The sequence below is a fragment of the Noviherbaspirillum phoenicis genome, from assembly GCF_047237965.1.
In the GTDB taxonomy this organism is placed as follows: domain Bacteria; phylum Pseudomonadota; class Gammaproteobacteria; order Burkholderiales; family Burkholderiaceae_D; genus Noviherbaspirillum_A.
This window is the reverse complement of the sequence record NZ_JBDFLX010000001.1, coordinates 682,198-707,783: the sequence shown is the minus strand read 5'-3', so window position 1 is coordinate 707,783 and position 25,586 is coordinate 682,198. Positions and strand designations below refer to the sequence as shown.

Genomic DNA, 25,586 nt, shown 5'->3' with positions numbered 1-25,586 from the left:
CCCGTCAAGGCGCTGTCAGACGCCCTTGACCATGCGCTGGCGGCGCGCCTCGTACAGGCACACGCCCGAAGCCACCGACACATTCAGGCTTTCCACCGAGCCCATCATCGGCACATTGACCAGCAGGTCGCAGGTTTCGCGGGTCAGGCGGCGCATGCCCTCGCCTTCCGAGCCCATCACCAGCGCGGTGCCGCCGCTGAAGTCGGCATCGTACAGGCCCTTCTCCGCGTCGTCGGCGGTGCCGATCAGCCAGATGTCGCGCTCCTTCAGCTCGCGCATGGTGCGGGCCAGGTTGGTCACGGTGATGTAGGGCACGGTGTCGGCGGCGCCGCTGGCCACCTTGGCGGCAGTGGCATTGAGGCCAACAGCGCGGTCCTTGGGGGCAATGACCGCATGGGCGCCGGCGCCGTCGGCAACCCGCAGGCAGGCGCCGAGATTATGGGGATCGGTGATGCCGTCGAGGATCAGCAGCAGCGGCGGGCCGACCACCACGTCCAGCAGTTCGTCGAGGTTGCGCGCCAGCGAGATGGCGCCGGCCTTGGCCACCACGCCCTGGTGCCTGCGGCTGCCCACCATGCTCGACAGGCGCTGCTCGTCGGCCTGGATCACCCGCACGCCGGCGGCCTGCACGGCCCGCAGCAGCTCGCGCATGCGCGGGTCGTGACGCCCCGCGTCGACGTAGATTTCTTCAATGCTTTCCGCTTCATGGCGCAGCCGTGCGGTGACGGCGTGGAAGCCGAAAATCAGTTTGCTTTTCATTTACTTTTGTCGTTTCTTCTTGCCGCCGGACTTGTCGCCGGCGCTTTTGCGGGAAGTGCGTGCCTTGGGCGCGGCGCCCGCCGCGCCGCGTGGCTTGCGGTTGCCGCCATTACCGCCGTTCCCGCTGTTACTGGTGTTGCCGCCGCTGTCGACGTTGCCGCCACGCGTCCTGCGCGGCGCCTGCCGGGTGTCGACAGGCGTGTCGGCGATTTGGGCAATGTCGGCCGGCTCGCTACCCGGAGCGGCCGGGCCGCTTGCCGGCGCCTCGTCCGCCTTGCCGCGCTTTTTCTTGCGGCCGCCCTGCTCGCCGTCTGCGCGCCGCGCCTCGTTCTTCAGCTGGGTATGGATGCCGGGCTCGTTGACCAGGCGAAGGTCGATCTTGCGTGCATCGAGGTCGACCCGGCTGACCTGCACCGTGACGCGGTCGGTCAGCTGGTAGCGCATGCCGGTGCGCTCGCCACGCAGTTCATGGCGGGTGTCGTCGTACTGGAAATAATCGGCGCCCAGCTCGGTCACGTGCACCAGGCCTTCGATGAACAGGGTGTCGAGCTGGACGAAGATGCCGAAAGGCGCAACGCCCGAGATCGTGCCGGTGAACTCCTCGCCCAGGCGGTCGCGGATGAAGTAGCACTTCAGCCAGGCTTCGACATCGCGCGAAGCCTCGTCGGCGCGGCGCTCGTTGGCCGAGCAGTGCACGCCCAGCGATTCCCAGATCGCATAGTCGCCATCGAGCTTCTTCTTGCCGCTGGCCTTGTCTTGCGCCGCCTTGCGCCGGCCGGCCGGAGACAGCTGGGTGTTGAGCTCGCTGACCTCGATGCCGCGCGGATCGTAGCGCTTGCCCTGCAGGATGGCCTTGATCGCACGGTGCGTCAGCAGGTCGGGATAGCGCCGGATCGGGCTGGTGAAGTGGGCATAGGCTTCATAGGACAAGCCGAAGTGGCCGATGTTTTCGGGGCTGTAGACCGCCTGCTGCATCGAACGCAGCAGCATGGTCTGCAGCAGCAGCGCATCGGGACGCAGCTTGATCTTCGGCAGCAGCTCGGCATAGTCGGACGCGCTGGGCGACTCGCCGCCGCCCAGGTTCAGGCCCATCTGCTTGAGGAAAGTGCGCAGCTGGTCCAGCTTTTCCTTGCTCGGGCTGGCATGCACCCGGAACAGCGTGGGATGCTTGTGCCGCTCCAGCAGGTCGGCCGCGCAGACGTTGGCCGCCAGCATGCATTCCTCGATCAGGCGGTGCGCGTCATTGCGGGTGCGCGGCAGGATCTGCTCGATCTTGCCGGCGCCGTTGATCACGATATAGGTTTCGGTGGTTTCAAAATCGATCGCGCCGCGCGCATGGCGCGCCTGCAGCAGCACGTGGAACAGGTCGTACAGGTTCTGCAGGTGCGGCACCAGTTCCTGCCGCCGCGCCGCTTCCACGCCGCGGGTATTGGTCAGGATCGCGGCGACCTCGTTGTAGGTCAGGCGCGCGGCCGAGTGGATCACCGCGGGATAGAACTGGTAAGCCTTGATCTCGCCCTTGGCGGTGACGACCGCATCGCAGACCAGGGTCAGGCGATCGACGTTGGGATTCAGGGAGCACAGCCCGTTGGACAGCTTTTCCGGCAGCATCGGAATCACGCGGCGCGGGAAATACACCGAGGTGCTGCGCTCCAGCGCGTCGGCATCGAGCGCATCGTTGGGACGCACGTAATGGCTGACGTCGGCAATGGCCACGATCAGGCGGTAGCCCTTGCTGCGGCCGATCTTCACCGGCTCGCAATAGACGGCATCGTCGAAGTCGCGGGCGTCCTCGCCGTCGATGGTCACCATCGGGATGTCGCGCAGGTCGACACGGCCGTCCAGGTCGGTCTCGCGCACTTCCGCGGGCAGCTTGGCAGCCTGCTTTTTCGCCGCGTCGGAAAACTCGTGCGGCACGCCGAACTTGCGCACCGCGATCTCGATCTCCATGCCGGGGTCGTCGATGTCGCCCAGCACTTCGATCACCCGGCCCACCGGCTGGGTATAACGGGACGGCTGCTCGGTCAGCTCGACGCTCACCACCTGCCCGCTCTTGGCCTTGCCCGGCGAGCCTGCCAGCAGGATGTCCTGGCCGATGCGCTTGTCTTCGGGCACCACGATCCAGGCCCCGTTCTCGTTGAGCAGGCGGCCGATCACGCGGCTGTGGGCTCGCTCCACCACTTCGACGATGGTGCCTTCGGGGCGGCCGCGGCGGTCGGTGCCGGAGACGCGCGCCTTCACCCGGTCGCCATGCAGCACCTTCTGCATTTCCTTCTCGGACAGGAACAGGTCGTCGCCGCCGTCGTCGGGAATCAGGAAGCCATAGCCGTCGCGGTGTCCGCTGACCCTGCCTTCAACGAAGTTGGGCATGTGGCTCAGCTTGTAGATGCCGCTGCGCTCCGAGCTGATCTGGCCGTCGCGCTCCATCGCATTCAGCCGGCGCATCAGACCCTCGGTTTCATCGGGTCCCACATGCAACGCCGCAGCGATGGTGCTGGCGTCTTGCGGTTCGCTTGCGGTACGGAGGATGCCGAGGATGTCTTCGCGGCTGGGTATGGAATAGGGAAATTGGCTCAAGAGCGTGTGGTGTTGGTGGTTAAAAATTGAGCGGGTAGTGTAACGGACTAAGGCTTCATTCGCCTAGAACTATGCCAGTTGCAAGAAATCGCTCAAGCCATGTTGACTTCGGGGAATTTGTCTCTATAATGCCAGTCTTCTTTGGGAAGCAGCAGATCCCAAGGCCCACGTGGCGGAATTGGTAGACGCGCATGGTTCAGGTCCATGTGCCGCGAGGTGTGGGGGTTCGAGTCCCTCCGTGGGCACCACGATTTGAAAGGCCGGTTGACATCGTCAACCGGCCTTTTACTTTTGGCGGACCTGGCGCGCGCCTGAAACATCGGCGCCCGATGCCGCCATCGCGGCGACAACCCCTCACAACGGGGCCTGCCGGCCCCGCCGCACGCGAGCCTCAGTCGTCGCCAAAGCCTTCCGGATTACCGCTCTGCCAGCGCCAGTGGTCCTCGCACATCTGGCGCATGCCCTTCTCGGCGCGCCATCCCAGCAGCTGCGCCGCCAGGTCGGGAGAAGCGTAGCAGCTGGCAATGTCGCCCGGACGGCGCGGCACGATCTGATACGGCACCGGCCGGCCGCTTGCCTCTTCGAATGCCTTCACCGTTTCCAGCACGCTGTATCCCTGCCCGGTGCCGAGGTTGACCGTGAAGCCGCCGTCGTGCGCGAACAGGCGGTTCAGCGCCGCCACATGGCCCTTGGCGAGGTCCACCACATGGATGTAGTCACGCACGCCGGTGCCGTCCGGCGTTGGATAGTCATCGCCAAACACCGACAGCTTTTCGCGCCGCCCCACCGCCACCTGCGCGATGAAGGGCATCAGGTTGTTTGGAATGCCGCGCGGGTCTTCGCCGATCAGCCCGCTTTCATGGGCGCCGACCGGATTGAAATAGCGCAGCACGCCGATGCGCCAGGCGGCGTCCGAGTGCGCCAGGTCGCCCAGTATCTGCTCTACCATCAGCTTGGAGCGGCCATACGGGTTGGTGACGGACAGGCGGGCGCTTTCCACCAGCGGCAATGCCTCGGGGTCGCCATAGACCGTGGCCGACGAACTGAACACGAACACCTTGACGCCGGCGTCGGCCAGCGCCTCAAGCAGGTTGACGCTGCCCGCCACGTTATTGTCGAAGTACAGCAGCGGCTTTTCCACCGATTCGCCCACCGCCTTCAGGCCGGCGAAATGAATCACCGCATCGATCCGGTGCTGCGATAACACGGCGTCCAGGGCTGCACGATCGCGGATGTCGGCCTCGTGCAGCGGAAAATCCTTGCCGGTGATCCGGCGCACCCGGTCGAGCGCCTTGCGCGAGCTGTTGCAGAGGTTGTCCAGCGCGACGATATCGAACCCGCTCTGCAGCAGTTCGACGCAGGTATGCGAGCCGATGAATCCGGAGGCGCCGGTCACGAGTATGGTTTTTGGCATAGAGAGCAAAGCCTTGTGAAGGTGGAATACGGGATAGCTATGGGCCGCAGGCGGCAACGCGCGTGCCATTCTACTCGCGTACAATCCGCCTCCACCCGGGTCTGATCAAGCTTGACGCTCCCCTCTTCCATGCCGCACGACCTTCCTCTCGTTACGCCTCTCGTCCCCGCCCGCTCCGCATGGCGCATGCTGGCCGCGGTGCTTTGCTATGCCGCGCTGCTGGTCTACGGCAGCCTCTATCCGTTTGCGCACTGGAACGCACCGGAACTGCCGTCGATGGCCTTTCTGCTGAACTGGCCGGCCCATCTCGACAAGGCCGACGTGCTGCAGAACGTGCTGGTCTATGCGCCCTTCGGGCTGCTTGCCGCGCTCTGGCTGGCCGGGACGATGCGCGCCACGCAGGCGGCAGCGCTCGCCACCGTGATGGGCGCCGGGCTCAGCCTGGCCATGGAATGCCTGCAGCAGTTCAACCCGGCGCGGGTGGCTTCGCCGGTCGACATCGCGATGAATGCGCTCGGCAGCGGCCTGGGAGCGCTGCTCGCCGGCACCATGCTGCGGCATACCTTCCATGGGGGATTGATACAGGCCTGGCGCGACCGCTGGTTCCGGCATGGCGCACTGGCCAACACCGGGCTGGTGATCGTGTGCCTGTGGCTGCTGTCGCAGACCAGCCCATTGGTGCCGACCCTGGATGTAAGCCACCTGCGCCGCGCCCTATCCGGCCTGTGGCATGCGCTGCATGACCCGCAGCGCATCGTGATGGCGCAGCTGCTGACCTACGCCTGCCTGTTCACCGGCATGGCTGCGATGGTGCTGCTGCTGGCGCGTCCGGGCAGGCCGGCGCTGGGGCTGTTCACGCTGACGCTGCTGGCGCTGCTGGTGACCAAGACGCTCATCGTTGGCCGGGTGCTGTCGCTGGAGGCGTGCGCCGGCGCCTGCATCGCGCTGCTGGCCAGCCTCCTGCTGCGCCAGTTGCCGCTGCGGATGGTGCCCTGGCTGGGCATGCTGATGGTCGCGCTCGGGTTTTCGGTTGCGGAACTGGCGCCAGGCGGGCCGTGGATGGTGGCGACATTCAACTGGACGCTGTTTGCCGGCCAGATGCGCAGCGTCGCCGGGCTCTCCAACATCCTCGAACTGCTGTGGGTGTTCATGGCGCTGGCCTGGTTCGTGCGCATTGCGATGCCCGAGGCCCTACCGCGCGGGACGGCGCTGATCGGCGCCGTGCTGACCGCCGTGGCGGTGTTCGCGCTGGAATGGCAGCAGCAATGGAATGGCCGCTACGGCGACATCACCCAGGTCATGCTGTGTGTTGCGGGCTGGATCATTCCGTGGTGCGTGCCAGCGGCAGACCGCCCGCTCGATCCGCCTATTTGACGCCGGAGGTACCGGAAGATGCGGCAAGGATGGGCGAGGCCTGCACCAGCCCTTCCCGGTAAGGATGGGTGGTCTTGCGGTACAGCGCGGTGATCCGACGCACATAGTCGCGGGTCTCGGGATAAGGCGGAATGCCGCGATAACGCTCCACCGCGCGTTCGCCGGCATTGTAGGCGGCCGCCACCAGGGGCACATTGCCCTTGAAGAACGCAAGCAGCCACTGCAGGTAGGCGACTCCGCCCTTGATGTTGTCTTCGGCGTTGAACGCATCCTTGACGCGGAAGCGCTGTGCGGTTTCCGGGATCAGCTGCATCAGGCCCTGCGCATTCCTGGGCGACACCGCCTTGGCATTGAAGCCGGATTCCACGGCAATGAATGCCAGCACCAGCTCCGGATCGATTTCGTATTTGAACGATACCTTGCCGACCGTGTTGTAGATGTGGCCGCGCGGATAGTTCGGCGCCGCGCCGGCCGGCGCGGCGACTGCAGTGGCGGCTGGGGGCGGCACCATGCAGGGCGGGACCACGGGCTTGCCGGAAGCGAGCTGGCGCATGGTGGCGGCCTGGACATGACCCTGCTCGGCGGCCAGTCCGAACAGATGGGCTGCCATGCCGTCGTCGCGCGCAACGCCGCGCCCGTTCGCATACATCCATGCCAGCCCGTACTGCCCGTCGGCATTGCCGGCCCTGGCTGCCGCGCAATAGAGCTCGATGGCGCGGGCATAATCGCGCGGCACGCCTTCCGCATGCTCATAGCGTGCAGCCTCCTCGACCAGTGCCTGCGGCCTGCGGCCGCCCAGGCCCTGTCCGGCGCCTGCGCTGTCGGCCTGCGCCGCCACGCTGCCGGACAACATCACAGCGCCGCACAGAAACTTGGCGAAAAGCGGAAAACGCATGAAACGACCTTTCATGAAGAATCTTGTTGACCGAATTCGAATCGGCCACGCACAACACATGCGATAATTTAATTATATTATTTGCAACTTTTTCTGCAAACATCATACCCTGCGGCGCTGGAAGCCGTGTCGGGCCGAGCATTTTTGGAACATGATGCCGACAATCGGCAAAATTGATGCGATATTTGCAACTTCTTCTTGCGTAGCGTCAAAGCAATAGCAATCAGACATCATGCTGTTTGTCAACTTTGAATTACATTCTGTTAGTATTCAAGTAGACGGTTAAAATGGCGTCAATTGAAGATACGGGAGTGCATGACATGACGATGGAAAATTCTGGACATGAGGAAACGGGTCGCCAGCCGGAGAACGGCGCAGCGACAACGCCTCCGCAGGTGCGTAATCCATCGCGCCGCAGGTTCACCCGGGCCGGTGTGGGTGCGTCAGCAGTCATCCTAACCCTCACCAGCCGCTCCGCGCTCGCACAGGTCGCCTGCAAGTCGCCTTCCGGCTTCGCTTCCGCCAACCTGAGCCAGCAGAACACCGAGGCGGCCGCATGCGACGGCATTACCGCGGCCAACTGGCTGGATCCGAACCGCCAGTGGCCTGTGCCCAAGGAAACCCGCTTCGTCGATATCTTCGGCAGTTCCAGCCTGATGTTCCGTACCGGCGCGCCGCAGAAGTTCTACGATGCATTTCCCAGCCGCGTTGACAAGAAAGACGTGCCGCCAGGCCAGGCTGCCAAGAGCACCTCGCTGGACGAGGCGACACTGTACGAGGCCCTCAATGGCAGCGAAACGCCGGTAGTCGTGAAGTCCATCATCGCCGCCTACCTCAACTTCAAGGCCGGCCTGAATAAATATCCGACCGACTTGCAGGCCATCGCGATCTTCAAGGAATGGCAGGCCAATGGCATTTACACGCCCAGCGCCGGCATCAAGTGGACCGAAGACGACATCATGAGCTACCTGGGCGCCACCCAGGGTCTGCCTTTCACGCAACCGCGCAACCTCGGCTGATGCGCCTGCACACCGCGTCCAGATGAACTGGAAGCTGCGCGCCGGACAGCGCCTGCGCATGCTGTCGGACGACGAGGAAGCGGTGGTCTACAACGACCTCTCCGGCGACACTCACCTGCTGAGTGGCATCGCGGCCAGCCTGCTGGAACGGCTGCGGCAAGGTCCTGCGGACCGGGACAGCCTGGCCGGTTTCCTGGCCGCCGAATGGGATCTCGACGCCGACACCGTACCTGCTGCGCTTGCCGAGCAGCTGCTGTCCGAACTTGCCGCCCTCAGCCTGATCGAGCACACCCCATCTTGAAGATTTCCGAACTGCCAGACGCCGACTTGCGCCTGCGTTTGAGGGGCGATGGCGTGTATTTCCGCACCGGGACCTTCATCGCCTGCCTGCGCACCCGCCTCGAACGGGTAGCGTCTTCCTTCGGCCTGCTCTACAGCGACTATCCGCTGCTCGATGGCCCCTTTGCCGACTTCCACGTCGAACTTGCGCCGCCGCGCGGGCTGCGTCGCTGGTTCAGGCCGCAAGTGGACTTCATCACCGACGGCCACGCGCCCTTCGCCGCACTGCCCGCCAGCCAGGCGTTCCCGATGTTCGAATGGGGATTGAACTGGTGCGTCTCCAGCAATGCGCAGCATTACCTGATCATTCATGCCGCCGTGGTCGAAAAGAATGGCCATGCCGCCATCCTTCCGGCGCCTCCCGGCTCGGGCAAGAGCACCCTGTGCGCCGCGCTGATTCATCATGGCTGGCGGCTGCTGTCGGATGAATTGACCCTGGTCCGCCGCCAGGACGCCGCGCTGGTTCCCCTGCCCAGGCCCGTGAGCCTGAAGAACGCCTCGATCGACGTGATCAAGCATTACGTGCCGCATGCCACCTTCAGCCCCAGCGTGATGGATACGGTCAAGGGAACGGTGGCGCAGATGAAGGCGCCGAGCCGCAGCATCGAATGCGCCGGCGAGGTTGCACGGCCCGGCTGGATCGTGTTTCCACGCTACGAAGCCGATGCGGCGCTTTCGCTGACGCCGGTGCCGCGCAGCCGCGCCTTCATGCGGGTGGCCGACAATGCCTTCAATTACACCCGGCTCGGTGCGGCCGGGTTCGAAGCGCTCAAAGGCGTCGTTGCGCAGTCCGATTGCTACGACTTCCGTTACAGCAGGCTTGACGAAGCGATTGCCGCATTCGACCGGCTGGCCAGCCAGGCAGGCACGCGGTGAGGGCGGCGCCTGTCCTGCTGCGGGTCCTGCGCGACCCGGAACGGCTGCGTGGCCTGTCGCTGGCGGACTGGGACCTGCTGCTGCGCCAAGCGCGTGCGGCTCAGCTGCTCGCGCGCATCGCCCTGCTGGCGCAGCGCCATGCACCGGCCGCGATTGCACCGCAGGCGATGCCCCATTTCGAGGGCGCCCTGCTGGTGGCGCAGCGCCACCGGGAAGCGGTGGAGTGGGAAATCACGCAGATCGGGCAGGCGCTGGACAGTGCCGGGCTGCCGCTGATCCTGCTCAAGGGCGCGGCCTATCTGGCTGCCGGCGCGCCCGCCGCCAGTGGCCGCAGCTTTGCCGACATCGATATCCTGGTGCCCAGGGCGCGCATCAACCAGGCCGAAGCCGCACTGATGATGCATGGCTGGGCCACCAGCCACCACAGCGCCTACGATGACCGCTATTACCGCGCATGGATGCATGAGCTGCCGCCCATGCAGCATGGCCGGCGCATGACCGTGGTCGACGTGCATCACGCGATCCTGCCGACGACGGCGTCCAGCAAGCCGGACTCGGCCAGGCTCATTGCTGCTGCCCGCGCGCTGCCGGACCGGCCCGGCGTATTGGTGTTGGCCCCGGTCGATATGGTGATCCACAGCGCCTGCCATCTGTTCCATGAAGAAGAGCTCGACAAGGGCTTGCGCGACCTGAGCGATCTCGACCTGCTGCTGCGCGACTTCGCTGCCCTGCCCGGCTTCTGGTCCGAACTGCTGGCACGGGCAAGCGAACTCGATCTGGAACGCGTGGTGTTCTATGCCCTGCGTTTTTCAGCCCAACTGCTGGGAACGCCGGTACCGCCGGCAACGCTGCAGGCCGCGGCGCGCCTTGGGCCGGGACCAATGACGACGCGCCTGATGGATGGGCTGTATGGCCGGGCGCTGCTGCCGCAGCACCCAAGCTGCGACGACGGATTCACCGGGCTGGCGCGGCGGCTGCTGTTCGTGCGCGCACACTGGCTGAGAATGCCGCCTGGGCTGCTCGTGCGTCACCTTGCGCACAAGGCTGCGGTTGCCGCCAAGGGAGAAGAATAAAGAAACGCTCCAAGCGCTCAGTTAACGCAAACTGGCCGCATCGATTCAGCGCGCGGATTGTCGCTTCTCAATGCGCAGCGATCCGCTCCATCGCACGGTCAAGGTGTGAAACGACCTGGAAAGGCCGGTAACGCTGGAACAGGTCGGGACGAGGGTTTTTACGCGAACTCAACTATGCGGCTTTCATCAACATTTGGTCATTTGAGCAATGCTATACTCCCTACCAACATTTCCTTAATGCATTATTCCTGGAAGAAACCCATCGCGTACCGACAAAACTTCCCCTGCCGGATGTACTTTCCTGGCAGGGTTTTCCAAGTAGTGCGTCCGTGACTCCTCAACACTGAATACAGCCACAATGTCCATCATTTCCAAAATCCAGCAGCGCCTGAGAAGAGACTATTACCGTTGGCTACATCAAAAAGCCAGTCGCGGCATCCTGGACACGCCGCCGCTGAAGCCCGGAACGATGCCCTTTACGCTGCTGTCGATGGTGCAGAAGCGCGACGTGCTGGCCTACTTGGTGGCCCTGAAGTCGTTTGTCGGGTTTGCCGCTCCGCAGCGGATAGTGGTGGTGTGCGATCCCAGCATTGATGAAACGGACCGCAAGATCCTGCAGCTGCATGTGCCACATATCGAGTTGCGCGCTGCCGATGAATTCACTCATCCTGACATCCCGCGCGGCGGTACCTGGGAGCGGCTTCTGGCGATCTGCGATTACGCGCGCGAATCCTATGTTGTGCAGCTCGACGCAGACACGGTCACGGTCAACCAGCCAAAGGAAGTCCTGCAAGCCATCTCGCGCCGCGTCGGCTTCGTACTCGGCGAAGCACCAAAGCAGAAGCTGATTACTCTGGCCACGACCAGCGCGAATGCCCAGGGCGATTATTATGGCCAACTGCATATCCAGGGCTATTCCGAAGCCTGCATGGCGCAGGTAGGCTTGCCGACCGACGCGCTCTATGTGCGCGGCTGTTCGGGCTTCACCGGCTTCCCGCCTTCTACCAGCATGCGTGAAGACCTGGTGCATTTTTCCAACTGCATGGCCCGAAAGGTTGGCATGCAGCGCTGGTCCGCCTGGGGCACCGAGCAGATCACCTCTAATTACCTGGTGGCCAATGCAGCTGGAACCCAGGTATTACCTTATCCGGAATACGGCACACCCGACGTGATGAACAGCGACACCGTCTTCATTCACTTCATCGGTTCGCTGCGCTTCGTCAGCGACCGCTATGAAAAGACCTCGCGCAAGGTGATCGGGCAGATGAAGGAATCGGCCTTGTTTCCCAGCCTGACTTCCTGATCCCCTTTCATCCGATAAGAACGCTGCTTCGTCATGACCAATATCCGCCGCTCCCTGGTAATCAATTTCTTCTCGTCCACGGGAGCGACGATTGTGCAGTTCATCGTCAGCATGTTGCTGGCGCGCATGCTCAGCCCCGCCGAGATCGGCGTGTTCTCGATGACGGTCGTGTTCGTCAACATTGCCCACATCTTCCGCGACTTCGGCGTTGGCACTTATCTGCAGCGCGAGCCGGAATTGACCGAGGAGCGCATGCGCGCCGCCATCGGCGTGATGTTTACGACTTCCTGGCTGATTGCCGTTGCGCTGTTCCTCGCCAGCGGCGCCATCAGCCGATGGTTCAATGAACCGGCAATGCTGCCGGTGATGCAGGTGCTCGCCATCGGCTTTCTCTTTATCCCATTCGGCTCGATTACTCATTCGATGCTGACGCGCGAGTTCGCGGCAGGCAAGCAGGCGATCGTCAATGTCGTCGGCACGGCGACCTTTGCCGTAACCTGCCTGGGGCTGGCAGCCCTTGGCTTCGGCACCATGAGCATGGCCTGGGCCAACCTCGCCAATATCATTGCCTGCGCCATCGCCTATATTCCGCTGCGCCCGAAGATCCTGCCGTGGCTGCCCAGCTTTCGCAAATGGCGCCACGTGATGCATTTCGGCGTTGGGTCGCTGCTGTCGAACTGCCTGGGCTCTATCAATAATGCGCTGCCCGACATCCTGCTCGGCAAGCTGGGCAATGCCACGCTGGTGGGCCTGTTCAGCCGCGCCAGCTCCACCGTGTCGATCTTTACCTACGTGGCCGGCAGCACCGTCAACTATGGCTCCCTTTCCTACATCTCGCAGGCGCACCACAAGAAGGAACCTCTTGGCCCGCTGATCAACCGCGCCACCAGCTTGCTGACCGGTGTCGGCTGGACCGCACTTGCGCTGACCTATGTATTCAGTGAAGAAATCATCGCGACGCTGTATGGCGAAAAATGGCTGCCAGCCGTCCCTGCGATCGATGCGCTGCTGCTTGCATCGGCCGTCGGCATGATGTTCAACTATACCTCGACGGCGCTGACCGCGATCGGCCGGCCCTACCTTTCAGCCACGCCCATCGTCGCCATGCTCGCCACGCGCATCGTGTTCGGCTACGTGCTCTTCAAGGGCGACATCGAGAGTTTTTCCTGGTCGATCTGCTCCGCCACCCTGGTAGCGGCGCCGGTGATGATCTACCAGCACTACGCCTACCTTGGCCATCGCTTCAGCACCATGCTCGTGGCCCTGTGGCCAAGCGCAGCGGTGGCGCTGATCTGCCTGGCCGCGGCGCTAATGTTCAAGGCCATCCTTCCGGCATCGCTCCCGCCGATGGCGGTCCTGCTGATTCTGGCACTTCCGCTGGCAAGCGTCTGGTATGTCGCACTGCGCCTTACCGGGCATCCGCTGTCGGCCGAGCTGCACCATGTCGCCAATGGCCTGAAAGCGCGGCTCGCCTGACCGCAAGCGCCACGACGCTTCGTTTTTTTGAAACGGGCTGCCCGCAACGGCCAGGCCCGGCTATTTTTGGAGAATTCCTATCGTGACGCCCACCAACCCGCCCGTGCATGACGATGCGGCGCCAGGCAGGCAGACTATCCTGATCAGCATCCTGAACTGGAATTCCGCCGCCGTGACCCTGGAATGCGTCGAGTCGCTGCTTGCGCTGCGCCCCAGCGCCACTTATGACGCATCGATCGTGGTGATCGACAATGGCTCGGCCGAGCAGGACTATCAGCTGCTGCGGCAGGGGATCGATGCGAGCCGCGTGACCCTGCTGCGGCAGGACACCAACCTGGGTTTCGCCGGCGGCCACAACGTGGCCATGCGCATGGCGCTGGCCCAGGACGCGGACTTCATCTGGCTGGTCAACAGCGACGCCGTGATCGACCCCGACTGCCTGGAGCAGCTGGTCGCGCTGATGCAGGCACATCCCGATTGCGGCGCCACCTCACCCGTGATCGTTGCGCTCGACGATGACCAGGAAATCGATTTCTGCGGCGCCCGGCACGACTGGCCGCGGCTGGAAACCGCGCGCCCCGGCAACATCGAGGAGGCGCGCGCCTGGGAAGCCGAGCATGCTGCCACCATGTGGGTAGCCGGCACCGTAGTGCTGTACCGGGTGGCGGCGCTGCGGCAGATCGGGCTGCTGGACGAAGCCCTGTTTGCCTACTATGAGGACACCGATATCGGCGCCCGCCTGTCGCAGGCAGGATGGCGCAGCCTGGTCGCGTTCGAGGCGCGCGCCCGTCACCTGCGCTATCCCTACGACCTTCTGCACCGGCCGCCGTATTACTTTTACCTGATGACGCGCAACGGCATCCTGTTCTGGTCCAGGCACACGCCGGCCGCCCACCGCCGCCGCCTGCGGCTGCGGCTGCTCGACCGCTCGCTGTTCCTGGCCAATATCCTGATGTCGAAGTCGCAGACCGAGAAGGCGCGGGCCTGCATGCTTGGCGCCCTGGATGGCATGCGCGGCAAGGGCGGCCCGCCGCGGCTGGAACGGCGCGTGCCGCGCCTGGTCGACTTATTGCGCAAGGTGCTGCTGTTGCAGCATGCCCGGCACATGGCGTCGAAATAGCAGCGAAGCCGACAGCAACGCATTCCGAAATCAAAAGGCACTACGAGAGGTACACCGATGACACGTAAAAAATTATTGATCCTGACCCAGACCCTGCCGGCGCTGGGCGGCCAGGGCACGGCCATGCGGCTGGGGAACATGCTGGAAGCGCTGGCGCGGCACTTCGACATTACGATGATCTGCGTGTCGGTAGACCGCCCCACCCATCCCGAGATCCTCGCGCAACGCTGGAAGGACCTGTGCAGCCGCACCGTGTTCTTCAATGTGGCCGACGAGGGTGAGCCGCTGCGGCAACGGCAGCGCAACACCCTCACCAGGCTGATGAATCCGCATCCCAAGCTGCTGTCTACCTGGCCGGTGGACCACATCATGAGCCGGCTGAGCGAGTTCCGCAGCGAGCATTTCGATGCGGTCCTGGTATCGCGCATTCGTCTGATGCCGCTGTGGCGCGCGATGCAAGCGCAGCTCGGCGTCTCGGCCGACCGCAAGATCCTCGACCTTGACGATATCGAATCGCGTTCACAGGCGCTGCAGGTGAACATGCTGGGCGTGCCGCATCTGGGCAAGATGGGCTATGTGCTGGAATGGCTGGAGGCAAGAAAGCTGGCGCGCGAGGAAGCCCGCGCCTTCAACGAGATGGAACGCGTGCTGCTGTGCTCGCCGGAAGACAAGGCCCTGCTTGGACAGCGCTTTCCCGAAGGCCAGATCGGCGTGATTCCCAACACGATACGGGTGCCGGCGCAGCTTCCCGCGCGCCTGCCGCGCGCGCCGCTGCAATTGCTGTTTGTCGGCACGCTCAACTATGCGCCCAATGAAAACGCGGTGAAGTGGCTCACGCAGGAGATCATGCCAGCCATACGCAAGCAGGTTGGCCAGGACAATGCGATCCTGACCGTGATCGGCCGCGGCCCAACCGACTGGATGAAACAGCAGGCGGCGCAAGGCGCCTTCGTGCTGCATGGCGATGTGCCCGATGTCGCGCCGTACTACGAGGCGTGCGACGCCGTTCTGGTGCCCATCCGTGCCGGCGGCGGCACGCGCATCAAGATCTTGGAAGCCTTCGGTTACGGCCGGGTGGTGATTTCCACCACGCTGGGCGCCGAAGGCATCGCGGCAGAGCATGGCAGGGAACTGCTGATCGCCAACAGCCCGGCGGAGTTCGCCGATGCGGCCGGCAGGCTGCTGCAGGAGCCTGATTTGTCGGCGCAGCTGACCGCCAGCGGACGGCAACGGGTGATGGAGCGCTATTCGATGACGGCGTGTGAACAGGCGATCGACGCCATTTTTCCAGCGATGGACGCGGGCCAGGCGCCGGCTTCCGTGTCGCAAACGCAGGCGACTGCGGCAAGTTAGAGCAAATCAGGGAAAGCAAAGCGCCGGGCTGCATCGCGATGCAACCCGGCGCTTTTGCATTGCGGGCTCCACTGGCCCGCCTTGATCGCGTCAGGCTCCGCTGCTACCGGACTGGCTCCAGCGCCAGACTACATTTCGCACCATCGGTGGGCAGGCGGTGATCACGCGCTTGAGCTGGAATTTCGGATCGGTGGGCAGGTTCTCGAATTCCGCCGCGGTTTCCTTTGCGGAAGAAAAATCGCCACGGGCATAAGCGATATCGAAAGCCTCGCGCCGGCGCTGGTGAATCACGGCCTGCACCTGCTGGCGATGCTGCGCTGCGCCGGGATGCGTCTGCAGCGAATGTTCAAGGATGCGGATTTCTCCCTGCAGCATGCGCAGGGTATCGCGGGAATCGTTGCTGTCGTGCTTACGCACGCGCACCAGCGGCACAGTCAGATAGCCAAGCCGGCCACGGCAGACCGCACGCAACAGAAATTCGAAGTCCTCGCCGCCAACGCGGTTGAAGCGGGCGTCATAGCCACCGACGGTCTCATAGAAGCGCTTGCTGAATGCGCTGCCCGAAGGAAAGAACGGTTGGTAGCGAAGCACCCGTCGGTACAGGTCCGGAATCTCTGTGCAATAGCCGTCGCCGCATCGGGCGCCTTCCAGGAAGTCGGCCGGCGCCTGCGCCAGCTTGTCGGCCTGATCCCCATCGCTGGTGAAGGGAATGAAATTGCTGTACCAGATGTCGACCCTGGGCTCCGCGGCCATGGCCCTGTGCACGGCGGCGCAGAATGCCGGATGCAGCAGATCGTCGGAATCGCAGAGCACGACGTGGGAAGAACGGCTTGCGGCGACGCCGCTGTTGCGGGCTTTCTGGACGCCGGCATTGGCGGACGCGATCACCGTGATGCGGTCGCCATAGCGTTCAAGGCGGCTGAGGGTGTCGTCCGTGGAACCGTCATCGACGACGATGATCTCGTCGAACGGCGTTTCCTGGTTCAGGGCAGACGCGATGGTCTCATCGATCAGATGGCCACGGTTATAGCTTGGTATGACAAGGGACAGCGTGTGCAGCGAAGACATGGCGTATCTTTCGTATTGTAAATAAGAAGCGCCGTCTACCCGGGCGCAAGCGAAGCGAGCCTGCCTGCGCCATACCCTCCCCCTGTAACGCGTCAGCGTTGTCGAAGCACGCGTTCCGAGATCTGCACAAACTGCCTGGCCACTGCCTCGGTGTTGTTACACCGCGCAATCTCCATGCCGCGTGTGCCCAGAAAGCGCGCCAGGGTTTCATCGTTGAGCAAGGCCAGGACCCGCCCGGCAATCTCGTCCGGATTTTCGCCATTGACGAGGAAGCCCGACTGGCCGTCGACCACGGCTTCCACCACGCCACCGGCACGGCCGCCAATGACCGGCTTGCCGCAGGCATTGGCTTCACGGAAGACCAGGCCAAAGCCTTCGGTGTCGCCATCCGGCATCGTGCGGTTAGGCATCAGGAAGAGATCGCAAAGCCGGAAATAACGGACCAGATCTTCTTCGGATGCCTTGCCCACCAGCGTGACGTATTCACCCAGGTTCTCCTCGGCGATCAGACGTTCGAGTTCGGGCCTGAGTTCGCCTTCCCCAACGATCAGGTAGCGGACATCGGAGCGCTGCCTGATCACCTTGGCCATTGCGCGTATGCCCATGTCGGCACCCTTGCGCGCGACCAGACGACCCAGGGTCAGCACTACCTTGCATGATTGGAGTCCATGCTTGCTTACAAGTTCCGGATCGCGTTCACCCGGCGTGAAGCGTTCGGTATCTACGCCGTTGGGCACCAGCGACACCTGCTCGGCGCGCAGGCCCATCTGCTGGGTCAGGGCGTCGCAGGTAAAGGCGCTGACCGCAATCACCTTGTCGGCCGCATTGAGGTACTCGCGCCGTTTGTTGCCATGCAGCCGGCCGCCGGTGGCGGTGGTGATCTCCTCGCCATGCACGTAGATGATGAGCCGGGTGCCGAATATCTTCTTCAGCGCGATCCCGAGCCAGCTGCCCGACACCAGTTCGCCGATGCAGATCACGTTGATCTGATGCTGCCTGACCAGCTTGACTGCCGAGGTCAGGACGTTGACGTACAGCGGGATGTCCTGGAAAGCGAAGCGTGCCAGAGACACCGCGATATTGGCCGGCGGCGGCTGCATCATCGGCCGCAACAGCTTGATGCGGTCGACAGGATACACGGCAGCGGCATCATGTTCGCGCCAGCCTTCGATCTCTCGGCCATTGAGGTAATTCGTGTGCGCGGTCAGAACCCGCACGCTGCCCGGCGGCATGTGCATGCAGAGGTTTTCGTAGACCACGGCCGAGCCGCCATGCAATGGCGCGAATGTACTGGCCACCATCAGGCAGCGCACTGGCGTCCGGGCCGTGCTCTCCTGCCTGGCCCTGGCGACGGGAACGGTCACCACCGCCTTGCGCTCGGGCGTCATCAGGTTGCGCGCCAGCTGCAGCGCCATGCGCTCCCTGGTCAGTCCCCACGGTGTAAAGCGCGGCAGCTGGTAGATGTCGGAGCCTTGCCGTGCGGCGCCGCCGCTGGTGGCGACCGCTGCCTTGTAGCCGCAAGACCGCACCATGGCGACGTGCCTGCCGTCATAGTCCTTCAGCGGCCGTCCGTTTGGATAGGCAAAACTGTGCACCGGACCGCCGATGATGGCTTCCAGCCTGTCCTTGCAGCCGCCGATTTCTTCCATGGCCTGCTGATCGCCGCATTCATTCAGGATCGGATGGCTGACCGTATGGCCGCCGATCTCGAATCCCTGGCTGTGCAGCTGGCGCACTGAATCGCGGTTGAATGGTTTGGGCCACACCAGCGGCGACACGACCTGCGCCTCGATCATTTCTATGGCGCCCAGGCGCTCCGCCAGCGGCGCGTATTTGAGCCGCTCCTGCAATTCGGAAATCAGCCTGATGCGGTTGCCGGGCTGCTTCAGGTCGGCATAGGCGGCGAACCCATACGGCAGGCGCGCACCGCTGTCGGGCAGCGCACGCACCGCCGCGATGATGCGTTCATGCCAGAGCGCCGGCCCGTCCAACTGCTCGGTAGTGACGAAGAAGGTTGCCTGCATGTTGCGCGCGCGCAGCGCCGGACTGACGGTGCTGAGCCATTCGTCGTAGCCATCGTCGAAGGTGATGGCGACCGCCTTCTTTGGCAGCTTTCCGCGCGCGAGCGCGGAGGCGGCGTCGGTCAGCGGCAGGACAGTGGCATGCTCCTTCAGGTAGTCGAGGATGTGCTCGAACTGCGCAAAGACCGGCTCGTTCGGCGTCAGCGGGTCGGCGAACAGGGGCAGCTTGTGAAACAGAAGGATCGTCAGCCGGGCATGCTGGCCCTGGGGCGACAGCAGCGAAAACAATCCGTTGGAAAAGCGCGCCGCGAGCCCGCGGCTTTGCGGCGGCACATCACCGCGAGTCAGTGTCAGTGGTAACGAGGAATTCTGCATGTCAGGCACCGGCATGAGTCCTTCCCGCTTTCAGCGCCGCCCGCGGCTGCAGTTCCATGTCCTGGCCAAGCACATTCTTGGGTACGGCAGGCGCAAGCTGCCTGTTGACGATGCGCTGGGTAACGACCAGCGCCGCCATCACGTAATAAAAGTAATCGTAATAAGCCAGCGACAGGAAGGCGCCACCCACCATGTAACCAATCATGCTGACCTGTGACATCGCGGCGAAGTCGGCAGCCCACTTGAGTTCGGGGTGCATGCGGATCTTCTTCATGATGCGGTACGCCATGTGCCAGGTCGAGGCCAACAGGCCGACGAAGATCGCCAGGCCAATATAGCCATGCTCGCCCAGCACCTGGAAATAGATGCTGTGAGCCGCATGGAAATCGGTTGGGTCCGGTGCATACACCCGGAACATTGCGGGATTGAACACCATGAAGCCACCGCCCAGCACATGGTTCTTCGCCACTTCCATCGCGAAATACCAGGCATTGATGCGGCCTAGCGCGGAGCCGTCGGTCTTGTATTCGCCAATCGACGACATGCGCTCGTGCCACTGCTCTGGCATGGCCAGAAACACTAGCGGGATCATCAGCAGCAGCACCAGGCCGGTGCTGACCTTGTTACGACTCTTGAGCCACAGAAAGCCCATCATTGCGGCGCCGGCCAGCAAGGCGCCACGCGAGTAGGAGCCGGCGGCCGCCACCATGGTCAGGGCCGTCAGCGCCTCCAGGCTGTGGCGCAGCCAGCGCCGTTGCGCCTGCAGCCGCAGGTACCAGACCATGGGCGCGGCCATCACCAAGGCCAGCGCCAGGGAATTGTTCTCGGCGATATAGCTGCCGCTCGGCCCGAGCACGCGATACGAGCCGCCTGTCGCCAGCGTGAACAGGCCGCCCTTGGCGCCAAAGATCGCCAGCGACAGCGCCAGGATCCAGATCATCTTCTTCAGGTCGTCTTCCTTCTGCACCACCATGATAGTGACGACCACCATCACGAAGGTCTTGATCACGCGGCTCCATTCCGCGTTGACCAGGGCGGGAGGCGAAATCGCAAACAGGGTCGTGACCGTGGCCCATATCATGAATACCACCAGCAGCACGGTCGGCATCGTGACCGGATACTGGCGCGGCTCCTTTGAAAACAGCACGGCCAGGATCGTGACTGCGGCCACCATCATCGCAAACGGGAAATCATGCGCCGGGCCGTAGGCGAGGCGGTGCGGATTCATCAGGCTGATCCACATGAACACCAGGGCACCGATCGCGGGCCGCTTCCACATCACGGGAACGAGGCCGAAGATGATGCCGAATATGACTATGTCACGCATGCTTCGGAATCCTTTTAAACAGTTCGACGGCGCGTATCGCGTTTTCCCGCCAGGTCAGTCGCTTCTCACTGATGGTCTTGCGAGCGTTCTCGCCCATGCGCTCGCGCAGGGCAACGTCGGCGCTGAGCTTGCCGATCGCACCTGCCATGCCATCGGCCGCTTTCGGGTCGAACAATACCGCATTCTGACCGTCGGTGAGGATTTCCATCAGGTTTGGTTGCGCAGGGCCAATAATCGCCTTGCCGAGGGCCAGGTATTCAAACAGCTTCAACGGCGACGCATATTCCACCACTGCCGGCTGCAGGGCGATATCGAAGGCGGCGACATAGCGCGCGACCTCATCGCGCCCGATCACCCCAGTGAAACTGACGCGATGCCGGATGTTGAGCGCGGTGGCCTGCGCTTCCAGGGCCGCTCGTGCCGGTCCGTCGCCCACCACCAGCAAATGACGGCTGGACTCGGGCGGATCGTCGGCGATCATCGTGATCACCTTGTCCAGGCCGTGCCAGTCGCGCACGAAACCGGTGAACCCAAGCACGATATTGCCGTCCAGGCCGAGCGCCGCCTTGGCGGCACGGGTCTCGGGCGCTGCGCTGAACTGGCTGGCATTGATCCCGTTGGGAATCACCACGATCCGTTCACGCGGCACGCCGTAGGAAGCAACGATGTCGCCCAGCACCTGGGTCACCGGCAGCACATAGTCGGCCGCCTGCCAGGTATAGGCCTGCGACCAGCGCGCCAGCTTCTTCAGGGCCAGGCCGTCGTAACGGGTGCGTTCCTCGAAGATCGGCGCGTTCACTTCGAGCAGCATCGGCAGCCCGAACTTGCGCTTGAGCCAGATGCCGGCAGGCAGGAACAGGTTGTAGCGCTCATACAGGCAATCCGGCTGATGCTCGCGCACTGCCCTGACCAGGCGGCGGTAGGCAACCAGGCTGTAGGAAAGCTCCATCAGTTCATACATCCACTGCGGGATGCTGCGCTTGAGCCACGCGACCATGCCGGCATCGGAGCCGAAGTCCTCGGTTTCGGCGCTCGGCGGCGCGACCACGATGACTTCATGGCCGAGCTGGCGCAGCGCGCGGATCATCTCTTCAATATGAACGTATTGCCCGTCCTTGGAACGGGTTCGGTGGTGATACAGTATTTTCATGCCCTGCCCTGTGCAGCAATCCTTTGAAATAGCGCGATCTGCCCCTGCGTGGTGTCATCCCAGCTGAATCGCTCGGCATACCGCCTGGTCGCCTCGTGCGACGGATAAGCAGCGCGCAGCGCCGTCACCGCCTCGGCCACGCCATGCGGCGTGCGTTCCCGCATCAATACCCCTGCCTCCGGCGACGCCACCACTTCCGGCGTGCCCCAGACATTGCTCGCCACCACCGGCGTGCCGCACGCCATCGATTCCAGCAGCACATTGGCCCAGCCTTCCCGGCTGGAGGCCAGCACCAGCGCATCGGCGCCGCCATACCAGCGCTTGAGCTCGGTTTGCGGCAAGGGGCCAAGGAAGCGCACCCTGTCCTGCACCTTCAGCGCCTGGGCCAGTTCCTCGAGCTTCTTGCGGTCCGGCCCGCTGCCGGCAATATTGAGATGCACATCGGGCAGCGCCGGCATGGCCTGGATCACCAGTTCATGGCCCTTGCGGGGTTCGAGGTGGCCAACCGACATCAATGTAAAGCCTTCCATCCCAAGCTCGGCCCGCAGCGCGGCGCGGTCGCCCGGCTGGAACAGGTCGAGGTTGACGCCATTGCGCAGGGGCGTGATGCGGCTGCCGTCGATGCCCAGCGCCACCATCTCGTCCTTCAACGCATTGCAGACGGTGATCATGCCGGCCGCCTGCTCGGCTGCCCAGCGTATCATCCGCCGCGGCAGCCGGTATTGCGGCACCAGGTTGATATCGGTGCCGCGCGCCGTGATGACCACGGGCTTGTTGAAATATCGCCCCAGCATCACGGCGGCCACGCCGTCCGGGTAGAAGTAATGCGCGTCGATCAGGTCGAAGTCATAGCCTTCGTCGATGATGCGGCCCAGCGAGGACTTCAGCGAATTGGCCAGCAGAACCGGCGCGGCGCTCATGCCCATCTTCGGAATCACCGGATAACGCGGATGGCTCACGTCCAGGCCGAAGCGCTGCTCGCTGCGCGGCACCTGCGCATAGCTGGCATACAGGCCGAAGCGCGGATGGGTAAAGGGAAACCAGGGCACCGGGGCGACCACGCGCGACTGTACCTGGCGGCTGGCCACCAGGTAACGCAGGCGTGTCTCCACGAAAATGCCGTGGTTGGGCCTTTGCTGGTTGGGAAACAAGGTGCTGAACGTAAGTAGTTTCATTGTCCTGTCTGAAAGCGGTGCTACCTTGTGTTGTAGCCTTCGGCCGCGCGTGCATGTAAGAAAAACGCAGCATCATGCCTGATTGACCATAGTCCGCAATGAGCCGGCGCATAGTAAAGCAGTTTTGCGGCGACGCACCGTTTATTGCGCTAAATCAATTGGAAAACCGGCACAGTTGAATGATAATTCATTCTTGATAACATTTACATTGAGCAATATCTAACGCAGTGCAATTTGCTTCGATGTTCTTGCCCGGCCCGGAAAGCAGCACCCGGCGCGGCAAGAATATTGATGCTGATTCAGCCCGGCGTTATTAGGCTCGGACTGCCTGACGCCGCCGCTATACTGCTGACCTTGTGCCAGGCCGAGCCGCACTGGCATCCGTTTTCGACTCTTAACACTGAATCCGCTTATGAAAATTACCATTATCGGCACCGGCTACGTTGGCCTGGTTTCCGGCGCCTGTTTTGCCGATGTCGGCAACACGGTCCTTTGCCTTGACGTCGACGCCAGGAAAATCGACATGCTCAACGCGGGCCAGATCCCGATCCATGAACCGGGCCTGGACAAGCTGGTCGCCAGCAACGCGGCGGCTGACCGGATTCTGTTTACCACCGACTACGACCGCGCGGTTGCGCATGCCGAGGTAATCTTCATTGCGGTCGGCACGCCGCCCGACGAAGACGGCAGCGCCGACCTGCGCCATATCCTGTCGGCCGCGCGCAGCATCGGCCAGCGCATGACGCGCCCGATCGTGGTGGTCGACAAGTCGACCGTGCCGGTGGGCACCGCCGACCAGGTGCGCGCCGCGATCGCCGAGGAACTGGCCAAGCGCGACGTGACGATCGACTACACCGTGGTCAGCAATCCGGAATTCCTCAAGGAAGGCGCGGCGATCGACGACTTCATGCGGCCGGACCGCATCGTGGTCGGCAGCGACGATCCGCAGTCGACCAGCATCATGCGCAAGCTCTATGCGCCATTCAGCCGCAATCACGACAAGCTGATCCTCATGGATGTACGCAGCGCCGAACTGACCAAGTACGCGGCCAATGCAATGCTGGCCACCCGCATCAGCTTCATGAATGAACTGGCCAACCTGGCCGAGCTGCTGGGCGCCGACATCGAGGCCGTGCGCATGGGCATCGGCTCGGACCCGCGCATCGGGCCGCATTTTCTCTACGCCGGCATGGGCTATGGCGGCTCCTGCTTCCCGAAAGACGTCAAGGCACTGCTCAAGACCTCGGTGGACCATGGCCGCCGGCTGCATCTGCTCAACGCCATCGAGACGGTCAATGAAGAACAGAAGGCGATCATGTTCGACAAGATCGTCCGCCATTTCGGCAGTTTCCAGGAATTGCGCGGCAAGACCCTGGCGCTATGGGGCCTGTCGTTCAAGCCCAACACCGACGACATGCGCGAAGCGCCCAGCCTGGTGCTGATCAGGAAACTGCTGGAAGCCGGCTGCAAGGTGCGCGCCTACGACCCGGTAGCATCCTCGGAAGCGCGGCGCCTGCTGTTGCAGGAACATGGCGAAGAAGCGTTCGGCGGCCAGATCACCCTGTGCGGCAATGCATGGGAAGCAGTCGAAGGCTGCGACGCATTGGCCCTGGTCACCGAATGGAAGGAGTTCCGTTCGCCCGACTTCGAGCGCCTGGCCCAGACGCTCGCCGGCCGCGCCATCTTCGATGGCCGTAATCTGTACGACCCGGCCACGGTGGCCGACGCCGGGCTGGCCTATTACGGCATCGGCCGGCGCGGCCAGGCCGACGCGCGATGACGCAGCACACCATCCTCGTGACGGGCGCTGCCGGCTTTGTCGGCAGCTTCGTCGCCGCGCGCCTGGCCGACATGGGGCACCGCGTGGTCGGCTGCGACAACTTCAACGACTACTACGACCCGCAGCTCAAGCACGACCGCGTCGCGGCGCTGCTGGCGCCGCGCGGCATCGCCTGCCAGCGCTTGGAATTGTCGGATGGCCAGCAGGTGGCCGCCCTGTTCGAGTCGGTGCAACCCACGCATGTAGTGCATCTGGCGGCCCAGGCCGGCGTGCGCTATTCGCTGGAAAACCCTGCCGCCTATATCCAGTCCAACCTGGTCGGGTTTGCCAACATGCTGGAAGCCTGCCGCCGCCACCGCACGGCGCACATGGTGTATGCCAGCAGCAGCAGCGTCTATGGCGCCAACACCAAGGTGCCGTTCGCCGAGTCCGACCAGACCGACGCCCCGGTGTCGCTGTATGCCGCCACCAAGAAATCCAACGAGCTGATGGCCTATTCCTACAGCCATCTGTACGACTTGCCCCTGACCGGCCTGCGCTTCTTCACGGTGTATGGACCATGGGGCCGGCCCGACATGGCCTATTTCAGCTTCACCCGCAAGATCGTCAATGGCGAGCCGATACCGGTCTTTGCCAAGGGTGAGCTGGAACGCGATTTCACCTATATCGACGACATCGTCGAGGGCGTGGTGCGGCTGCTGTTCAAGCCGACGCCGGCCGCGAACGGGCGTCCGGCGCATGCGGTGTTCAATATCGGCAATCATCAGCCGGTGCGGGTGATGGATTTCATCGCCACGCTGGAACAGGCCCTGGGGCGCAAGGCGGTGATTGATTTTCAGCCGATGCAGCCGGGCGATGTGCCGGCGACCTATGCCGATACCGACAGGCTGAGGGACTGGGTTGGCTTCGCGCCGGCCACGTCGCTGGCGCAGGGGCTGGCGGAGTTTTATCGCTGGTATGAAGATTGGGCGATGGCCAAGCACAACGCGCCGCGCTAACACAGGAAAGCAAGCACAGGAATGGCCGGCGCAAGCCGGCCATTCCTTTTAGGCTCTGGCATCGGCGTAGGATGAAATATCCCCCGAGGTGCATTTCAGCGATAGTGGATTGCG

The 25,586-nt window shown here is 63.5% G+C and carries 20 protein-coding genes and 1 tRNA gene; 12 read left to right on the top strand and 9 right to left on the bottom strand.

Annotated features, from left to right (window positions below):
• Positions 1-15 precede the first annotated feature (15 nt).
• Together rlmB and rnr are read right to left on the bottom strand one after the other, a co-directional pair.
• The gene (gene rlmB / locus ABC383_RS03305) at positions 16-759 is read right to left on the bottom strand and encodes a 23S rRNA (guanosine(2251)-2'-O)-methyltransferase RlmB (RefSeq protein WP_413011946.1); all 744 of its coding nucleotides are present in this window, start codon (positions 757-759) and stop codon (positions 16-18) included.
• Positions 760-3,336: a ribonuclease R gene (gene rnr, locus ABC383_RS03300; RefSeq protein ID WP_413011944.1), complete on the bottom strand. Its 2,577-nt coding sequence runs from the start codon at positions 3,334-3,336 to the stop codon at positions 760-762.
• A gap of 163 nt (positions 3,337-3,499) precedes the next feature.
• On the opposite strand from rnr, the gene ABC383_RS03295 reads away from it, so the two are divergent.
• A tRNA-Leu gene (locus ABC383_RS03295) sits at positions 3,500-3,584 on the top strand.
• A 143-nt stretch (positions 3,585-3,727) separates the two neighbouring features.
• Here ABC383_RS03295 and galE read toward each other — a convergent pair.
• Positions 3,728-4,750 carry a UDP-glucose 4-epimerase GalE gene (gene galE / locus ABC383_RS03290; RefSeq protein ID WP_413011942.1) on the bottom strand — a complete coding sequence of 341 codons (1,023 nt, stop codon included), beginning with the start codon at positions 4,748-4,750 and terminating at the stop codon, positions 3,728-3,730.
• A gap of 111 nt (positions 4,751-4,861) precedes the next feature.
• Here galE and ABC383_RS03285 point away from each other — a divergent pair, with 111 nt between their 5' ends.
• Positions 4,862-6,124 carry a VanZ family protein gene (locus ABC383_RS03285; RefSeq protein WP_413011940.1) on the top strand — a complete coding sequence of 421 codons (1,263 nt, stop codon included), beginning with the start codon at positions 4,862-4,864 and terminating at the stop codon, positions 6,122-6,124.
• Here the strand turns inward: ABC383_RS03285 and ABC383_RS03280 are convergent.
• Positions 6,117-7,019 (bottom strand): lytic transglycosylase domain-containing protein, encoded by a 903-nt coding sequence (locus ABC383_RS03280; RefSeq protein ID WP_413011938.1) that lies wholly within the window; start codon positions 7,017-7,019, stop codon positions 6,117-6,119. The two genes, ABC383_RS03285 and ABC383_RS03280, sit on opposite strands and share 8 nt — an antisense overlap.
• A gap of 326 nt (positions 7,020-7,345) precedes the next feature.
• Between ABC383_RS03280 and ABC383_RS03275 the strand changes: the two genes are divergently transcribed.
• The 8 genes from ABC383_RS03275 to ABC383_RS03240 all read left to right on the top strand — a co-directional run bounded on the left by ABC383_RS03275 (position 7,346) and on the right by ABC383_RS03240 (position 15,578).
• The gene (locus ABC383_RS03275; protein WP_413011936.1) at positions 7,346-8,038 is read left to right on the top strand and encodes a hypothetical protein; all 693 of its coding nucleotides are present in this window, start codon (positions 7,346-7,348) and stop codon (positions 8,036-8,038) included.
• 22 nt (positions 8,039-8,060) lie between these two features.
• Positions 8,061-8,339 (top strand): HPr-rel-A system PqqD family peptide chaperone, encoded by a 279-nt coding sequence (locus tag ABC383_RS03270; RefSeq protein WP_413011934.1) that lies wholly within the window; start codon positions 8,061-8,063, stop codon positions 8,337-8,339.
• A complete protein-coding gene (locus ABC383_RS03265; RefSeq protein ID WP_413011932.1) occupies positions 8,336-9,253 on the top strand; it encodes an HprK-related kinase A in 918 nt (305 codons plus the stop codon). The genes ABC383_RS03270 and ABC383_RS03265 overlap by 4 nt, the downstream gene beginning before the upstream one ends.
• The gene (locus ABC383_RS03260) at positions 9,250-10,326 is read left to right on the top strand and encodes a nucleotidyltransferase family protein (protein WP_413011930.1); all 1,077 of its coding nucleotides are present in this window, start codon (positions 9,250-9,252) and stop codon (positions 10,324-10,326) included. Before ABC383_RS03265 ends, ABC383_RS03260 begins: the two co-directional genes overlap by 4 nt.
• A gap of 358 nt (positions 10,327-10,684) precedes the next feature.
• Positions 10,685-11,629 (top strand): glycosyltransferase family A protein, encoded by a 945-nt coding sequence (locus tag ABC383_RS03255; RefSeq protein ID WP_413011928.1) that lies wholly within the window; start codon positions 10,685-10,687, stop codon positions 11,627-11,629.
• Between the two features lie 33 nt (positions 11,630-11,662).
• A complete protein-coding gene (locus ABC383_RS03250) occupies positions 11,663-13,105 on the top strand; it encodes an oligosaccharide flippase family protein (protein WP_413011926.1) in 1,443 nt (480 codons plus the stop codon).
• Positions 13,106-13,187: 82 nt separating this feature from the next.
• Positions 13,188-14,225, top strand: a complete 1,038-nt coding sequence (locus ABC383_RS03245) for a glycosyltransferase family 2 protein (RefSeq protein WP_413011924.1) — start codon at positions 13,188-13,190, stop codon at positions 14,223-14,225.
• Positions 14,226-14,282: 57 nt separating this feature from the next.
• A complete protein-coding gene (locus ABC383_RS03240) occupies positions 14,283-15,578 on the top strand; it encodes a glycosyltransferase (protein WP_413011922.1) in 1,296 nt (431 codons plus the stop codon).
• Positions 15,579-15,668: 90 nt separating this feature from the next.
• Here ABC383_RS03240 and ABC383_RS03235 read toward each other — a convergent pair whose 3' ends face one another.
• The 5 genes from ABC383_RS03235 to ABC383_RS03215 all read right to left on the bottom strand — a co-directional run bounded on the left by ABC383_RS03235 (position 15,669) and on the right by ABC383_RS03215 (position 22,694).
• On the bottom strand, positions 15,669-16,646 hold the full coding sequence (locus ABC383_RS03235) for a glycosyltransferase family 2 protein (protein ID WP_413011920.1): 978 nt from the start codon (positions 16,644-16,646) through the stop codon (positions 15,669-15,671).
• Positions 16,647-16,738: 92 nt separating this feature from the next.
• Positions 16,739-19,057, bottom strand: a complete 2,319-nt coding sequence (locus ABC383_RS03230) for a glycosyltransferase (RefSeq protein ID WP_413011918.1) — start codon at positions 19,055-19,057, stop codon at positions 16,739-16,741.
• Positions 19,044-20,369 (bottom strand): putative O-glycosylation ligase, exosortase A system-associated, encoded by a 1,326-nt coding sequence (locus ABC383_RS03225; RefSeq protein ID WP_413011916.1) that lies wholly within the window; start codon positions 20,367-20,369, stop codon positions 19,044-19,046. Before ABC383_RS03225 ends, ABC383_RS03230 begins: the two co-directional genes overlap by 14 nt.
• Complete coding sequence (locus ABC383_RS03220; protein WP_413011914.1) at positions 20,362-21,519, bottom strand: glycosyltransferase family 4 protein; 1,158 nt, start codon at positions 21,517-21,519, stop codon at positions 20,362-20,364. Before ABC383_RS03220 ends, ABC383_RS03225 begins: the two co-directional genes overlap by 8 nt.
• Complete coding sequence (locus ABC383_RS03215; RefSeq protein WP_413011912.1) at positions 21,516-22,694, bottom strand: glycosyltransferase family 4 protein; 1,179 nt, start codon at positions 22,692-22,694, stop codon at positions 21,516-21,518. Before ABC383_RS03215 ends, ABC383_RS03220 begins: the two co-directional genes overlap by 4 nt.
• A 412-nt stretch (positions 22,695-23,106) precedes the next feature.
• Here ABC383_RS03215 and ABC383_RS03210 point away from each other — a divergent pair, with 412 nt between their 5' ends.
• Together ABC383_RS03210 and ABC383_RS03205 are read left to right on the top strand one after the other, a co-directional pair.
• On the top strand, positions 23,107-24,474 hold the full coding sequence (locus ABC383_RS03210) for a UDP-glucose dehydrogenase family protein (RefSeq protein ID WP_413011910.1): 1,368 nt from the start codon (positions 23,107-23,109) through the stop codon (positions 24,472-24,474).
• Positions 24,471-25,472 carry an NAD-dependent epimerase/dehydratase family protein gene (locus ABC383_RS03205; protein ID WP_413011908.1) on the top strand — a complete coding sequence of 334 codons (1,002 nt, stop codon included), beginning with the start codon at positions 24,471-24,473 and terminating at the stop codon, positions 25,470-25,472. Before ABC383_RS03210 ends, ABC383_RS03205 begins: the two co-directional genes overlap by 4 nt.
• Positions 25,473-25,586 lie beyond the last annotated feature (114 nt).